The sequence below is a fragment of the Dyadobacter sp. CY356 genome (genome assembly GCF_021440195.1).
Taxonomy (GTDB): domain Bacteria; phylum Bacteroidota; class Bacteroidia; order Cytophagales; family Spirosomataceae; genus Dyadobacter.
On record NZ_JAJTSZ010000001.1, the window covers coordinates 1090915 to 1106580 of the forward strand.

Genomic DNA, 15666 nt, shown 5'->3' on the forward strand with positions numbered 1-15666 from the left:
TTCTTCTTTTATGCTGATTATTACAACGATTCGGCCAGCTGGGCAAAACCGATATAGTCAGAATAGATAAAATCTACAATCGCATCGATTTGTTTTGATTTCATCCTGATTTGTTCAAAACGGTTTTCTACAACTGATTCAGTATCTTCTGCGCTTAGAAATATCTGTTTTTCAAAAAATATCATATCTGCATCCAGATCGAAAAACTGCAAAACAACGGGCAGATTCTTTACATCAGGCCAAACGCCAATTTTTTTGAAGTTGACTGGCACAGCGAGAATTTCCCCGGACTCCATTAGCTTAAAGATCACAATAGGGATATCACAAAGTGAGCGTAGCTCAAAACGCACATCGCTATGCAGACGGCTACCATCTATTGGTTGCTTGCGGAATATCCTTATGACTACTTGCTTTTTCGCCGGAATAATTTTGACAGATTCTCTCATATTTAATGCATTTTGGAAATCATTTCAGCCAGCCTTGCCTGAATCTTAGAATTGTAATAGGCAGAAAGACAAGGATATTTAATAGATTGATATTTTCAGTATCAACTTATTGATCCAATAAGCATCAATGATAGAATAATTTCTTCAAAATGGCAAACGATTTTTTATATCGATGCTAAGTTTAGCTACAAAGATTGGTAGCAGGGGATTGGGTGGGAGGTTTTTGTAAGCCTGACAAAAGCATAATTTTGACCAAACTATTTGCTGGTCCTGAAAGTTGCCTGCTTTTTGGATGTTGATACAAAAAATCTGATCACATAACCGGATTCGAATATGTTTTTAGATATGTTGATGGCTTATGAATGCGGTGATTAATCCTGGAATTTTAGACTTGTAACCATATCGTTTTGAACCAGTAATTGCAATTTTGAAAGCGATTCATAAAAGTCGGCCACTTGCTTTGGATTGCTAACCACCGCCTGTTCAAGTGGGCTTTTTATCAGGTCAAGTTTAGAAAAAATATCCGCAAACTGGGCCTCTATTATAGAGCTTAATTTTACATCACCGGATTTAGCATTATCCTGATCCAGTAACCAGTATAGGGCGTTAATACCAACTTTATTTGTCCTCTTTCCCGAAAAGATTTGTTCAATGCCTTGCAGTTCGGCGCGTATGAAGTTAATAGATTGTCCTCCATATTTTGACTCTACCAATTCAGGTTGGCTTTTTCCTTGATTTATTCCCAGAGGCAACCCGACACGTTCGTCTTTGATTATTGAAATCGTAGAGATAATGTTGTCCGTCAACACACCAAGAGACTCGCTCCGTGCATTACCACCAGAAGCCATGAACTTATTAATATAAGCATCTCCTGCAATGCTCCAATGATACATTAACTGATCACTTTGCTGTTTTAAATCCTGGCAAAGAGCCCGAAGAAAACTGCCCCGACGCGACCCGGTAGCGTTAAAAGCTGATATCACAGATTCATCATCACCCTGATTGGTGCCATAAATCAGGTACTCTATCGCCGCCAGACCGGTAGCGTTCTCAGGAAGTGCTTGTACATAGGCAAGATCAATTTTTGAGGTGTCTGAGGAGATAACTTTTTCTATCGCTGTTATATTTGCGGCGGGGTAAAACGCGGCCGATTTAATGTCTTCGCTTAATTTTCCTTTAAGAAATATGGATGATAATTTCCATGAAATTACTGTATTAGTCCATTCTCTTCTTAGTGTATATAGCTTTTCGGTATTTGTTGAATCGTAGACGTAAGAGGTTGCAAATTCATTTAGTGTATTTACAGAGTTTTGAAGGTCAAGAAAGCTCCTGATAATTACTGCGTTGCCGATACCTTGTACAGCAAACTGACGATCTGAAACGGCAGTGGGTTCAGGCTGTTTTTCCCTGGAACAGGCCAGAGAAATCAACAAAGAAAAACATAGAAAATATTTCATATCTATTTTTGAGACTATGGCTTACTATTGTTGCCTGATTTTCGTTGTAACTGTAAGTAAATCAATGGTTATATGAAAACCGCATAGTGATGAATAAAATTGTATGTTATCTTATGTTTTTTTGTCTGTCGGTGATTTTATGGGATTGTAAAAAAAAGAGCCCGAAGCCGGACAATAATGACCCATTTGAAAGATGGAATTTACAAGGAGAATCTGGCGACAGGCCCGGCCCGGGATTTTCCTGGCGGCTATCAACCGATAATCAGACGGATGGATATTTTGATCTTGCCGGAGACCGATTGTTTTACCTAAGCAATTCCAGTGAGCACAGCAGAGAGGTAGTGCTGACAGTTACCAAACTAGATGAATCGTTCATCGATCCGACATTTAGAATTTACGGTCGTTTCGAGCAGTGTCTGCTTATGTCAAAACCGACAATATCATCAGGTGCTTTCAAAGAATCAGGGACCTTTCAGGGCAATGGAATTGGTAGCGGCGTTCAGTACTCAGGAATTACCTGGACGCCAACGCTATCAAAAAAAACTGTTAACAGCAAAGAAACCTTCAAATTCAAAGTGTATATAAATAGCAAAGACTCCTTATGCACCGAAGGTTTTGTGCAGGTTGATATGGTTGGTCCGGCTGCCATCAACAGTGAAGGAAGTTACCTGGATGGTGACCATTTGTATTTTATCAAAAAAAGTAAGTAATGCCCTGCACAATTCTTATTCAATATAAAATTTAAAATTCAGGCTTTTCAGAACCTTTTGATTTAAATAAATACAGAACTCATGAAACCAACAGACAAGCAATTATTGACATGTCTGTTGGCCTGGTGATCATGCATTTAGTTGGCGTTGGTTTTTGTTTCCGAAATTACTGGTGTAAAAAAATTTACAAGGTTGCCGTCCGGATCGCGGAACAACATGGAGCGGTTTCCCCAGGGCATTGTCGTTGGCATCTGAACTATATTTTCACCTAGATATTCTGCCAGCCGGTGGTAGGCTGCGTCAACATCATCAACGCGAAACTCCAGGATCACAGAGCGGTTTGATTCCGGTGTGGCCAGATGGGATCCGCCAAAAAGCTGAAGCGTCCTGACGCTGCCAATTGCCAACACGATTGATTCGGTGTGTAGTTCTGCGAAATCCTCAGTATACTGAATGGTTGACAAGCCGCTGATATGTTCGTAAAACCGGACTAAGGGCTTAATGTTGTTGGTGATGATGCGGATGGATACAAATTTCATAAGCGTATATATTTTTAATTTTCCAAAAATATATGGCGGTAATGACAACGGTGTGTCAGCAGCTTTTTAGAAATATGAACGCAATTCCTAATTAAATGCTTCTCTGAAAGCCAGAGGAGATTGTTTGGTTTTAGATTTAAACAATTTGCTAAATGATTGAGGGTGTTCAAACCCTAACTGGTAGGCGATCTCACTAACGGACAGGCTGGTGGTTGAGAGTTGCTGTTTGGCTTTCTCAATAAGCTTTTCATGAATATGCTGCTGGGTTGTCTGGCCGGTAAGCGTTTTAAGAAGTCCGCTCAGATAATCAGGCGATACATGCAGCTGTCCTGCAAGATAACCAACAGACGGTAAGCCCTTTTGCATAGTATTCACATCATCGAAATAGGCAATAAGTTCATGATTAAGCCGGTCAAGCAACTGATGATTCGTTATTCTGCGCGTCATGAACTGGCGCTGGTAAAAGCGGTCAGCGTAGTTAAGCAGAGAGTCCAGCTGTGAAATAATGATGTCATGGCTGAAATGATCCATGTTGTTATGATATTCCTGACTGATATTAGAAATAATCTGTGTAAGCACAACTTCTTCTTTATCAGAAAGAAACAAAGCTTCATTGACCGAATAATCAAAAAACCTATATTGTCTGATCTTTTTGGCAAGTATTGTATTCCATAAAAAATCCGGATGGATCAAAAGCATCCAGCCGGATTGCTCAGGGCTACTGTATTTCTGCGGCTGAAATACGGTGATCTGACCAGGCGACATAAAACTTAGTACACCTTCATCAAAATCGTAAGTCTGTTGTCCGTATTTGATTTTTACCGGAGCCTTAAAGTTTTTTTTAAGAGAAATATTGTAGAAGCCATTCATAATATTCTCTTGTATTTCCGAAGGCAACTGCGCAACGGGTTTTATTTCAATGACGCTGATCAAAGGGTGCTTTGGCTTAGGCAAGCCCAGCATCCTGTGAAATTCACTGACGGTTTTGATCAGGTAAGGCTGACTTTTTTCCATTACGCAAATTAGTTATTTTTTATACATCTTTAACGCCAGATCCACTGCCTGTTTGTAAGAAAGCGGTCTTCGTCCCAGCAGTGCTCGTATAGCAGACGAATCTCCGATCATATCCTGCCCGAGACTATCAAGTGCACCTTTAATTGCACCTTTTGGTGCTTTTGAAACTCGTTCGATAAGAGGCGCCGCCAAACGCAGCAATGCCAGTGAAATATGGATTTTCTTTGGATGAGGCCGGCCGGCTACCTCAGCCGCTATATCAATCAATTGGTCACTGCTCAAAATATCATCGCCACCAACCTGGTAGCACTGCCCATAAGACTTTGGTTCATTCAATATGCCGATCAAATCAAAAACCAGATCATCAATCGCAATGCAGCGAAATTGATTGTGGCCATTGCCTATCACAAATGCTAAACTTCTGTGGGCATTATCCAGCACCATATTAAAGCCCTGGCCGCCTGAACCAACAATCATGCCTGGCTGAATCACCGTAACATCAAGACCACTATTTAAAAGATATTGCTGTGTTTTCCACCTTCCGCGTGTCCAGGCATCTTTTGAATCAGAAGAGATACCGATGGATGTGACATAGATCAGCCTGCGTACTTTATGGACTTCACATGCCCTGACAATGTTTTGCAGACCGCTCATTTCTATGTCCATAAATCCCTGGTCTACAGTGCCTGCCTGCTGAGGTGCCAGCGTATGTATCGATATATAAACCGCATCCATCGATTCGAGCGCATGTTCAAAAGAGGAAAGATCGGTAATGTCGCCTTCAATAATCTCGCATCCGTTCCGGGCAAGATCTTTCATTTTCTGCGGGTTACGCGCAAGACAACGCACCCGGTATCCTTCTGATAATAATTGCCGGGTCAGATAACTTCCCACAAAACCGGATGCTCCGATGACGAAAATATTTTTCATAATCATTGATTTTTTACAAACACAAAGCTCCGCACAATACTGAAAGTAACCGTAGTCAATTCAGGTATTATTGTAGCCAAAACCGGTGCATGGCTGTTTTAATGATTGATGATAAAATCCTTTCGCCAGCTCCGGCATCGGATCATAAAGGTTTTCAGGATGTTTTAGTTATCAGGGGGAGGGGGGCATTTTATTATTATTGTAAAAACAAAGTTAATCTTTTATTCAGGCAACGATTAATGTGATACTTAAAATCAGGCTAACCATGAACACTTAGACAGATTTAGATAGAAAAGCTCTTTTGGTAAACACCCTTTTTGCAAAATCAATAAGAATATTGAATTTTAGGCCGCGTAGATGACAGAGAGGAACCTGTACAAGTCGTCCCTGATATTAATTGAAATAATCAAGCTGGCTTTAATTGTTCAATTGAAATGTTGCTGACGTTGACCATAGTGGAAAGTTTTGTTGCATTAGAATGCAGGGCGCTTGCTTAAAAAATTTCAGGACAAAATTTTTTAAAGCAATGCGATACACTCTATGGAAATTAGAATTCCGCCCGGAAAAGGCATTACCTGGGGAGTGCTGCGTGCAGGTGCGTCTGTTGGAAAGAATTCTGCGTAAACTTTATTTATAACATTGAAATCATTACCAGTCACCATAAAAATTGTTGTTTTTACAACACTGCTCATACTGCTTCCCGCTTCTTCAAGTATTGTTTTAATATTTAAAAAAGCTTGTCTTGTTTGATCTTCAAATGAGCTGCTGACCAACTGACCCGAAACAGGATCCAGGCCCGGCATACCGGAAAGGAAAACAAGATTGTTTGCAATCACCGCCTGTGGAAATGCCGTATTCATTCGCGGCGCTTTGTCAGTATTGAAATTTCTTTTTTCACCCATGACCCGACTTGTTTAACAGTAAAAACTAAGGCAGTCTGCTTCCAACTCACCAGTGGACGCATTTTCATACAAGTTAAGCAACCTTTATCTGGTTTTAAGGGCAAATCATCAGATAATATTATTGAGATACTAATTTGTCATTTGGTTAATGGCTAAGATAATCACCGGTTTGGCTACGTACATTAAACCCATGCAAGTGCCTGGTAGGCTGCCGTCAATTTTGTTAGTATTAGTTATTCAGGCACCTTTTCATAATGCAAAGTAACTATGCCGGAGCCAAGCGTTTTTGATTCCAGTAATTTCAGATTACTCATTGGTGTCTTGCTATCGAACAAACTGATGCCTTTTCCCAGTATGACAGGATGGAGGGTTAATTTATATGCATCGATAAGTCCAAGATTCATAAGGCTTTTTGACAGGCCCGGGCTGCCGAATATGACCAGATCTTTACCTGGCTGTTGTTTAAGTTTATTCACTTCTTCAAGCACATTATCTTTGATCAACGTCGTATTGTTCCAGTCCGCACCTGGCAATGTTGTTGAAAAAACAATTTTTGGAACCTCATGAACCCATTTTGCGTGTTCAAGTGAATGTCCGCTCGCGTTCGGATCTGCTAAAACGGTGGGCCAGTAAACTGCCATTAACTGATAAGTATTCTTTCCATAAACAGGAATGCCTACCGTTTGTACCAGCTCATGGGCGAATTGCTGAAGTTCTTCATTGTATGATAAAAAACCCAGACCGCCGTTAATATCTCCCGCAAAACCGTCCAGGGAAATATGCGCGAACAAAACTAATTTTCTCATATCGATCGTACTTTATTTTTTCAACTAAAAGTACAAAATATATGATATGAAACTATTACCTGCGAAACGGATGGTTCACAGTAGTTGATGATAGTTCTGCTCCTAAAGTGAAACGGCTTTTTTGGAAGAAATCCGTATCACTTTAGGCGGATAAACTGCCGCGCTTACCTTTTTACGACAGGAAAAAATATTGAAATTAAACAGAATGAGCCCGATGGAATTTCGGGCTCATAGTAAGAAATCTGGTTATATAATTCGTTCGGACATTCCAGAAAGTCCAAATTTGTCAGTTTTATAGTTTACAAAATTATTACAGAAAGAAATAGGGATCGCTTGGAACCTGGATATCAACCACCCGAAGGTCCTCTCTTGCCGGGCCGGTCATCACTTTGCCGTCGGTATCAAAACGCGCCCCGTGACAAGGGCAGTCCCAGCTTTTTTCTGAATTATTCCAGTGGACTATACATTTTGAATGCGTACATACAGGATCAAGTGCTTTCACCTGATCAAAGGAATCTTTATAAATCGCCAGTTTCTGACCTTCAAATTCTACAATTTCACCTGAATCAGGTTGCAGTTGGGAAACCGACTCGATCTTTTCAAGACCAAATCGGTCACCTATAAAACGGGCTACCACATCAGCCCCTTCTTTAACGATTTCGCTAAATCCGGCAACAGGTTTAATACGCGCCGGATCATAAAGATTTTCGTATTCACTTTCACCTTGCAGTATCAAATCACTTAAAACCATTGCAGAGACAGTTCCCAGGATCATGCCGTTTCCGTTGAAACCTGTGGCGGTATAAATCCCGTCAGAAGCTCCGGGAAGCTGGCCAATATAAGGCAGGCCGTCAGCCGGAACGTAATACTGCGCCGACCACTGTGTGAATATATCTTTGATCGGGTAACAAAGTTTTGCATAATTGATCAGATCTGTAAAAGCCTGTTCAGGATCGCTGTGACCGGTTTTATGATCATGACCACCTGCCACAAGGTATTTTTGTCCGTCAATGGTATGTGTCCTGAAATAATGGTAAGGCTCCTGCATATCATAAACCAGGGCATCCGGATATTGATCTTTTTCCAAAGTTGCCGCGATGACATAACTGCGGTACGGGGCATTTCTGAAGTGAAGCACATTCACGACTCCCGGAGGGATATGTGTGGCATAGATAACTTTTTTTGCCTTGATCTGTACGGAAGCTGCCGAGGCCATGTGCGTACCACCCACAGATTTTATATCATCAATAAGTGTGTTTTCCAGTAAGACACCTCCCAGATTGTAAAAATGATTTTGTAAACCCCGGATATATTTTAGCGGATGAAACTGTGCATTATGATCAAAAACAATTGCTTTTTGAAATTCCAGGTTGATTGGCACAGCCTTCGTTTCGCTGACTTCAACCCCAACCCGGACAGCACTCTCAAAAATGTCATCGAGCTCGCCGGTTTCCTTTTTATTTTGGGAATAAACATATGCTTTCTTCCATGCAAAGTCACAGTCGATATGACAGGTCTCCACCAATTCATGTATCAGTTGCACGGATTCAGCAATAGATTCTGCAAATTGCGTTGCTGCTTCTGCACTGAATGCGCTTTCTACTTCCGCAAAAGTGGTGTCTGCAAAAGTATTTATATGGGCCGTTGTACCACCGGTTGTGCCGTATCCCGGATTATGCGCCTCAGCAATAATGCATTGCAGTCCTGCCTTTTGTAACAAAAATGCGGTAGTCAGCCCGGTAATTCCGGCGCCGACAATAAGTACATCATAGGTTATTGTCGGGTCAAAAACATTTTTCTCACCGATTGTCTCCGTGTTTTGTTGCCAGAGACTTTTGTTTCGTCCGTCACGCGTATTTTGGTTGGTTTCCATTGTAGCGAATTTTTAGCTATACCATAATTATAATCACGAGTTTCGTAGGTGATCAGGAGTTCTTATGCGGTAGTTGGCAAGAACTGCCTCAATCATTGTCTTTATACTTATATTTCAAAAAAAGCATAGCCACATTCAGGCATATGGTGAAAATATTGGTTGCAATGATGGGAATATCCTTTTTATCAAGTCCATAATAAACCCATAAAGCATTACCTGTAAGCAGCACGACAAACATGGCCGTAGAAACTTCGCTAGCCTTTTTCTTTTTAATTGTCGTAACCAGCTGCGGTATCACTGCCGAAGATGTGCATATGCCCGCCAAAAGGCCGAGTGCTTCTATAAAATCCATCAATCGTTCGTTTTTTGTGAGCTATGAGAGGAGCATTTTAAGGCAATCACGCAGTGCCCGATCACATTCAGTTTGTCACCTGATGCAAGAACATCGTCCTTTTCACCGACGAAACTTTCTGCTGTATTAAGTACAAGCGTCCAGTTGGACCCGCATTCTTCATTGGGCAGTGTAAAGTCAATCGGATCATTTCCGGCATGAAAAATGATATAGAAGTGATCATCCTTAATCCGGTGTCCATCGAAATCGACACATCTGATACCTTGTCCGTTTAGAAAAACACCAAAAGATTTTCCTTTCTCCTTATCCCATTTTTCGTCTGGTATCTGATTGCCGTCCGGTAAAAACCACATAATATCTTTCATATCAGAGCCTGTAACGGGCAGATCCTGAAACCAGCGCCGGCGCCGGAAAGTAGGGTGGTCTTCACAAAGATGGATCAGCGATTTTGTGAATTGAAGCAACTTATAGTCAGCATTATTCCAGTCGAGCCATGATATTTCGTTGTCCTGGCAATATGCATTGTTGTTTCCATGCTGAGTTCTGCCGAATTCATCGCCCGCTACGATCATAGGCACACCTTGTGACAGAAACATGGTGGTCAGCAGATTTCTTTTCTGTCTGTCGCGCAGGGCAATAATTTCCGGATCGTCTGTTTCTCCTTCAACTCCACAGTTCCATGAATGATTGCTATTGTCGCCATCCTTGTTGTCTTCGCCGTTGTCTTCATTATGTTTTTGATCATAACTTACCAGATCATTTATACTGAAACCATCGTGGGCTGTTATAAAATTGATGCTTGCCGTTGGCCTGCGATAGTCATTTTTATACAAGTCGGGGCTGCCTGTAAAACGCTGGGCGAATGAAGTCATTTCAACATCCTCGCCCCGCCAGAAGTTGCGGATCTGGTCGCGGTATATCCCGTTCCATTCTCCCCAACCCACCGGAAACTTTCCAACCATATACCCCTGATCGCCGATATCCCAGGGTTCGGCAATTAGTTTGGCCTGAGATATAATCGGGTCCTGATGAATGATATTGAAAAATGAGCTCAGCGTATCTGTATCATGCAGGGTGCGGGCAAGCGCCACAGCAAGATCAAACCGGAAACCATCCACGTGCATTTCTGTTATCCAGTACCGAAGGCTGTCCATGATCAGGGCCAGCACATTGGGGAGCCGTACATTGAGCGTATTTCCCGTTCCGGTATAATCCATATAATGCCGCTTGTCATCCTCAACCAGCCGGTAATAGGAGGCATTATCCAACCCTTTAAAAGACAAAGTAGGACCCATGTGATTGCCTTCGGCAGTATGATTGTAAACCACATCAAGTATCACTTCAATTCCCGCCTGATGCAGTGCGAGCACCATTTCCTTAAATTCTTTGACCTGCCCGCCTGGTTCGCTGCTGCTGCTGTAACGCAGATCCGGAGCAAAGAAACCCAGTGTGTTATATCCCCAATAATTGGTCAACCCCTTTTCGAGCAAGTGCTTATCTTCTACAAAATGATGGATAGGCATCAGCTCAACCGCGGTTACACCCAGGTCTTTGAGATAGTTGATAGAAACAGGGTCGGCAATGGCCGCATACGTCCCGCGAATCTGTTCTGGGATATGCTCATTTAAAATTGAAAAGCCCTTTACATGAACTTCATAAATGACAGTATTATGATAAGGGATTTCCAGTGGCGAGTCACCCTGCCATTCAAAACCGGGATCGATGACAACCGCTTTTGGCATAAACCCAGCACTATCCTTATCATTGTAACTCAAATCTTTCTCTTCACTTTCAAACTGATAGCCAAAAACTGCACTATCCCATCTTACCGTGCCATTAATGGCTTTGCAATATGGGTCCAGCAATAATTTGTTAGGATTGAAACGATGACCGTTTTCAGGATCGTGAGGTCCGTAAACACGGTATCCGTAAAGCTGACCCGGGTTAAGATCAGGCACGTAAACATGCCATATATGGTGCGTTACCTCTTCGATCTTGATTTTAATAAACTCCTCAGACTCATTTTCCGGCTCAAAAAGGCAGAGCTCCACACCATCTGCATTTTCAGAAAAAAGGGCGAAATTGATCCCTTTTCCATCCCATGTTGCGCCAAGCGGATAAGGCTTTCCAGGAAGCGTTCTTACTTCTTCGCCCTGGGGTGATTCTAATAGCTGGTTTTCTATACGTCTTTCCATGGTTATCGGTATTTAAATTGGTAAGCCATTTTTGTTTGATATTGAGCAGGCATCGACAAATCGAACGGTCAATGCAAACAGGATTTTTCTCTTAGGTATCTCCAATTAATTTTTTTGAGTCAAATCGGTCATAAGAATTCTATTTCAAATTTGGCTTTAACACCCGGGCATTAAACCGGGTCATTGGTTTGGTGAGAATGCCGGCCGTGGTAAAAACTTGTGCCACAACCGGCCAGGCTTCCACGCTGTGTAAATTCTACAAGGTGGGGAACCAATCAGGTTAATTCTTCCAGTGACCGGAATATTGCTTTTGGCAGGATTTTTACTAAGGCGGTGCGATTTTAAAACGCATCAACATGAAAAAAACCAGATTTTTAATAGTAACGATCGGATTAACCGCGTGCTTTTTTACGAATGCATTTTGCCAGACAGAGGTTGTGGAGCACATGCCCGATGAGGCTTATGTTGTCAACTGGCAGCCATTATTTCTGAAAAAGATTGTGTCTTATGTTCAGCTCCCGGGAGATTCACTGGAATACAAGAAAATTAAAACCTATGTTCGTTACAGGGCAAAAAGTAACATGGAAAAAGATGAGGAATTGCTCAAGACCGAGGATCTGAGCCGGACCAGATATCTGGGCGCATATCTGGTTCCGACAGGGCGTACTTTTTCAATATTGATAGACGACAGCGTATTGGGTGTTGAAAATACAAACCTTAATACCCGTGACCAGTTGATGAATAATGAGACTGTTTCGGTCAACCTGGAAACCGGCCCCTGAAAGTTGATGTGCCAGACTGGGTGGCTGTTACCAGATTTAACCTGGTATGGTTTTAAGAATTCCCCGCGATTTTCGGTTCCCCGAATAAGGGTACAGAACAATGATATCAGCAATTTTTAACAACTTCTTGCGAGGCCGTATGAAATACAGCAACTCATTTTTTTTACCCATACTCGTCATTATTGTTTTTGCCTGTGGCGAGCGTAACACTTCGTCAAATGTGGAAGCTCCGGGAGATGAAAAAACCGGAAAAGACAAATTGCTTACAGCGGGTTCTGATGTACTTCAATCTAAAAATCCCTTAAAAAAGTTCAGCACTTATCTTGACGGTTTTCATTTTTACAATGGCAATATCAATGCCCAGATGGAGGCGCATCATTACGTCAGCCAGCTAAATGAGGATCTGTATCAGGCTATCATTTTTGATGGAAATAAAGAGGATGCGAAAATTATGGGGATTGAATATATCATTACTGCCAAATTATTTGCAACACTCAGCCTGGAGGAAAAAAGGCTTTGGCATAGTCACAGCTTTGAGGTAAGCTCCGGATCGCTGATTGCTCCGGGGCTTCCTGATGTTGCAGAACACGAGCTGATGGAAAAACTGGTCTCAACTTATGGGAAAACGATCCATACATGGCATACCGATCAGCAGCGGACTTTACCCATAGGAGCGCCTATGATTATGATGGGGTTTACCAAAGAAGGTCAGCTTCACCCTGAAATGTTAGCTGACAGAGATAAAAGATTTAATGTTTCAACCAAAAAAAAGAAAGAGAACCGTCAGGATATTCCGGTTACAAAACCAGCTGCCGGTGCTGACGCATGGCAAAAAGGGCAGGTAAGGCAACTTGTCATCTCGCATAAACCGGATTCTGCCATGCATAAGCACCAGTGATTTTCAAATATAGGATACTTCCGGATGATACTGATTTGCCGGATCGGACTGCAATTTTATGATATACGTTAGAGCGGCTATTGAATTGACAGCAGTCCTGGCACAATTCTTATTTGGGGGGAGTCTTTTTTATTTCATACCCAATCCATATGAACAACAATTCAAAAAAAGATCTGCTTTGTTTTTCCCACCTAAGATGGGACTTCGTATTTCAGCGTCCACAGCACCTGATGACGCGCTTTGCCCAAATTGCGAATGTATATTTTCTTGAAGAGCCCCAGTTTGACTGCGTAGGCAATCCTTATCTGAAAATTGAAAAAAAGACCGCAGGATTATGGGTTTGCGTCCCTCATTTGCCTGCTGACCTTGGCCAGCAGGAAACAGTAACTGCGATGAGCAGGCTGCTTGAATCGTTTTTTGAAAGCAGGGATTGTAATCAGTTTATATTTTGGTATTACACGCCTATGGCTTTGGAGTTTTCTGGCTCGCTTAATCCTGAAATAGTTGTGTATGATTGCATGGACGAGCTTTCTGCGTTCCAGTTTGCGCCGCCACGTATTAAATACATTGAGCAGCAGCTTTTAAAAAAAGCCGATGTTGTCTTCACAGGCGGCGCCAGTCTTTACGAAGCTAAAAAAAGCAGCCATCAAAATATACATGCATTTCCAAGCAGTATTGATAAAGCGCATTTCAAAGCGGCCCGGACTGTCTTACCACAGCCAGCTGATCAGGCTTCCATTTCTGGTTTAAAACTGGGATTTTATGGCGTCATCGATGAGCGCTTTGATAAGGAACTGATCAGGGAAATTTCAGCTAAAAGGCCCGACTGGCAAATTATTGTGATTGGCCCGGTTGTCAAAATTGATCCGGCAACACTCCCTTATGCTGATAATATTCACTATTTGGGATCTAAAACATACCAGCAGTTACCTGCTTATCTATCGGGTTGGGATCTGGCACTGATCCCTTTCCTTTTAAATGATTCCACCCGCTTTATCAGTCCTACAAAAACGCCTGAATATTTGGCCGCAGGCAAGCCGGTCGTCTCATCGGCCATTCGCGATGTAGTTTTTCCATATGCTAAATTGGGATTGGTCAGTATCGGCAAGGATGCTGAAACTTTTATCACAGCCATTGAAAGTGAGCTTATAAAGTCCGCCGACCAGCGGTGGCTGGAAGAAGTAGATGAATTTCTTTCTGATAAATCATGGGAGAATACTTTTGCTTCGATGTTAAAGCTGATACTTGCTGCCCGGCAGGCGGCAAAACCGGTGGTTTTTATCAGCAAACCAAAATTGCGGGTTACCAAGTACAACCAAACCCTTGGCATATGATCAATGAATTCAAGTCATTCTGGATGGCCGGGTTTGAATGCACCGATCAGATGAACGCTCATGGAGACAGGGTAGATCTGCTTGAATTGACCGGGCACCTGAAACTGATCCGCGAGGATTATGCCCGGGTGTGTTCTCTTGGAATCCGGACCGTGAGGGAAGGGATCAGATGGAGTGTGGTGGAATACGAACCATATCAATATAATTTTGAATACGTACATGAAATGATACGTGCGGGAAAGCAATATGGTGTGCAGCAGATCTGGGATATTTGTCATTTCGGATATCCCGACGATCTGAGCCCTTTATATCCACATTTCAAGTCCCGGTTTGTGGCTCTTTGCAAAGCATTTGCAAGTTTTTATACAGAGAATTATCCAGGTGAGATACTGCATGTCACGCCTATCAATGAAGTGAGTTTTATTTCCTGGCTTGGTGGTGAGGCCGGACTGACTGTGCCTTACTGCACCAAAAATGGCTGGGAGTTAAAATATGCTTTGATGGGCGCGTATATCGCAGGCGTGAAAGCAATGAAAAAAATTAGTGAGGATATCAGGGTGGTTACCACAGAGCCGCTTGTCAACATGGTGCCAGGTCTGAATCCGGATGCAGGGGCACTGGCCAGGGCAGTCCTTGAAAATGAACAGCAGTTTCAGGCCGTTGATATGCTTTGCGGGAGGATTTGTCCGGAACTCGGTGGAAGCGTGGATCTGGTTGATATTATTGGTTTTAATTACTATTATAATAACCAGTGGATCGTTGGCGGATTTGAATTTTTAGGTTGGAATGATCCGGTGCCTGACCCCAGATACATGAATTTGTCCGATTTGCTCGAAACTGCTTATCGGCGGTATAAAAAGCCATTTATCTTGTCGGAAACAAGCCATTCAAAAGAAGACAGACCCTTATGGATTCAAATGATCGCATCTGAATGTGCCAAGGTCATTGCACGCGGTTTACCAATGCTGGGTATTTGTATCTATCCGATCATTGACCGGCCTGACTGGGATCATCCCGCAGTTTGGCACAATTCGGGAATATGGGATACTGATCTTTTAACTGGCCATGGAAGAGTGTTGCATGAGCCTTCTGCGAAAGCTTTGCTGGCCGGGCAAAAATTGATTTCCAGATATTTAGAGATTACTGAAACAACCGTTTGAATCTGATTATTATGAAAGTAGGAGAGAAACTGCTTAAAGTGCTCGGTAAAAAATACGGGCCTGACCAGATGATACACAAGGAATTTGAGCGCTACGACATCAGTTTTAAAACAGATGAGGAAGGAAATCCTGTCATGCTTTTTATAGGGACAAGAAAAGAAGACGGGCTGATTAAAGGAGATCGTTTTGCGAGGGTACTGATCAGGGATACGACCGGAAAAGTCCTGAAAGACCATTGGGATAATAAAGGTAAGATCTGAATTTTATG

General features: G+C 42.3%; 16 protein-coding genes. 6 read left to right on the top strand and 10 right to left on the bottom strand.

Going from position 1 to position 15666, the window contains the following annotated elements:
* Nucleotides 1–20: 20 nt before the first annotated feature.
* Both LXL81_RS04565 and LXL81_RS04570 read right to left on the bottom strand, forming a co-directional pair.
* The gene (locus tag LXL81_RS04565; protein WP_234645525.1) at nt 21–446 is read right to left on the bottom strand and encodes a hypothetical protein; all 426 of its coding nucleotides are present in this window, start codon (nt 444–446) and stop codon (nt 21–23) included.
* 371 nt (nt 447–817) lie between these two features.
* The gene (locus tag LXL81_RS04570; protein ID WP_234645526.1) at nt 818–1903 is read right to left on the bottom strand and encodes an imelysin family protein; all 1086 of its coding nucleotides are present in this window, start codon (nt 1901–1903) and stop codon (nt 818–820) included.
* Between the two features lie 89 nt (nt 1904–1992).
* Between LXL81_RS04570 and LXL81_RS04575 the strand changes: the two genes are divergently transcribed.
* Nucleotides 1993–2613 (top strand): hypothetical protein, encoded by a 621-nt coding sequence (locus LXL81_RS04575; protein ID WP_234645527.1) that lies wholly within the window; start codon nt 1993–1995, stop codon nt 2611–2613.
* A 137-nt stretch (nt 2614–2750) separates the two neighbouring features.
* Here LXL81_RS04575 and LXL81_RS04580 read toward each other — a convergent pair whose 3' ends face one another.
* The 8 genes from LXL81_RS04580 to glgX all read right to left on the bottom strand — a co-directional run bounded on the left by LXL81_RS04580 (nt 2751) and on the right by glgX (nt 11224).
* Nucleotides 2751–3152 carry a VOC family protein gene (locus LXL81_RS04580; protein ID WP_234645528.1) on the bottom strand — a complete coding sequence of 134 codons (402 nt, stop codon included), beginning with the start codon at nt 3150–3152 and terminating at the stop codon, nt 2751–2753.
* Nucleotides 3153–3239: 87 nt separating this feature from the next.
* Nucleotides 3240–4166, bottom strand: a complete 927-nt coding sequence (locus tag LXL81_RS04585) for an AraC family transcriptional regulator (protein ID WP_234645529.1) — start codon at nt 4164–4166, stop codon at nt 3240–3242.
* Between the two features lie 12 nt (nt 4167–4178).
* Nucleotides 4179–5096 carry an SDR family oxidoreductase gene (locus LXL81_RS04590; protein WP_234645530.1) on the bottom strand — a complete coding sequence of 306 codons (918 nt, stop codon included), beginning with the start codon at nt 5094–5096 and terminating at the stop codon, nt 4179–4181.
* A gap of 518 nt (nt 5097–5614) precedes the next feature.
* Nucleotides 5615–5998: a RidA family protein gene (locus LXL81_RS04595; protein WP_234645531.1), complete on the bottom strand. Its 384-nt coding sequence runs from the start codon at nt 5996–5998 to the stop codon at nt 5615–5617.
* 233 nt (nt 5999–6231) lie between these two features.
* Nucleotides 6232–6804, bottom strand: a complete 573-nt coding sequence (locus LXL81_RS04600) for a dihydrofolate reductase family protein (RefSeq protein ID WP_234645532.1) — start codon at nt 6802–6804, stop codon at nt 6232–6234.
* A gap of 310 nt (nt 6805–7114) precedes the next feature.
* Nucleotides 7115–8677, bottom strand: a complete 1563-nt coding sequence (locus LXL81_RS04610; protein WP_304488672.1) for an FAD-dependent oxidoreductase — start codon at nt 8675–8677, stop codon at nt 7115–7117.
* Nucleotides 8678–8765: 88 nt separating this feature from the next.
* Nucleotides 8766–9029 carry a SemiSWEET family sugar transporter gene (locus LXL81_RS04615; protein WP_234645533.1) on the bottom strand — a complete coding sequence of 88 codons (264 nt, stop codon included), beginning with the start codon at nt 9027–9029 and terminating at the stop codon, nt 8766–8768.
* The gene (glgX, locus tag LXL81_RS04620) at nt 9029–11224 is read right to left on the bottom strand and encodes a glycogen debranching protein GlgX (protein ID WP_234645534.1); all 2196 of its coding nucleotides are present in this window, start codon (nt 11222–11224) and stop codon (nt 9029–9031) included. The genes LXL81_RS04615 and glgX overlap by 1 nt, the downstream gene beginning before the upstream one ends.
* A gap of 356 nt (nt 11225–11580) precedes the next feature.
* Here glgX and LXL81_RS04625 point away from each other — a divergent pair, with 356 nt between their 5' ends.
* The 5 genes from LXL81_RS04625 to LXL81_RS04645 all read left to right on the top strand — a co-directional run bounded on the left by LXL81_RS04625 (nt 11581) and on the right by LXL81_RS04645 (nt 15658).
* A complete protein-coding gene (locus tag LXL81_RS04625) occupies nt 11581–12006 on the top strand; it encodes a hypothetical protein (RefSeq protein ID WP_234645535.1) in 426 nt (141 codons plus the stop codon).
* Nucleotides 12007–12145: 139 nt separating this feature from the next.
* A complete protein-coding gene (locus LXL81_RS04630) occupies nt 12146–12904 on the top strand; it encodes an OBAP family protein (protein ID WP_234645536.1) in 759 nt (252 codons plus the stop codon).
* Between the two features lie 149 nt (nt 12905–13053).
* Complete coding sequence (locus LXL81_RS04635) at nt 13054–14238, top strand: glycosyltransferase family 1 protein (protein ID WP_234645537.1); 1185 nt, start codon at nt 13054–13056, stop codon at nt 14236–14238.
* Nucleotides 14235–15398 (top strand): amine oxidase, encoded by a 1164-nt coding sequence (locus LXL81_RS04640; RefSeq protein WP_234645538.1) that lies wholly within the window; start codon nt 14235–14237, stop codon nt 15396–15398. The genes LXL81_RS04635 and LXL81_RS04640 overlap by 4 nt, the downstream gene beginning before the upstream one ends.
* An 11-nt stretch (nt 15399–15409) precedes the next feature.
* Nucleotides 15410–15658, top strand: a complete 249-nt coding sequence (locus LXL81_RS04645) for a hypothetical protein (protein ID WP_234645539.1) — start codon at nt 15410–15412, stop codon at nt 15656–15658.
* Nucleotides 15659–15666: the final 8 nt, after the last annotated feature.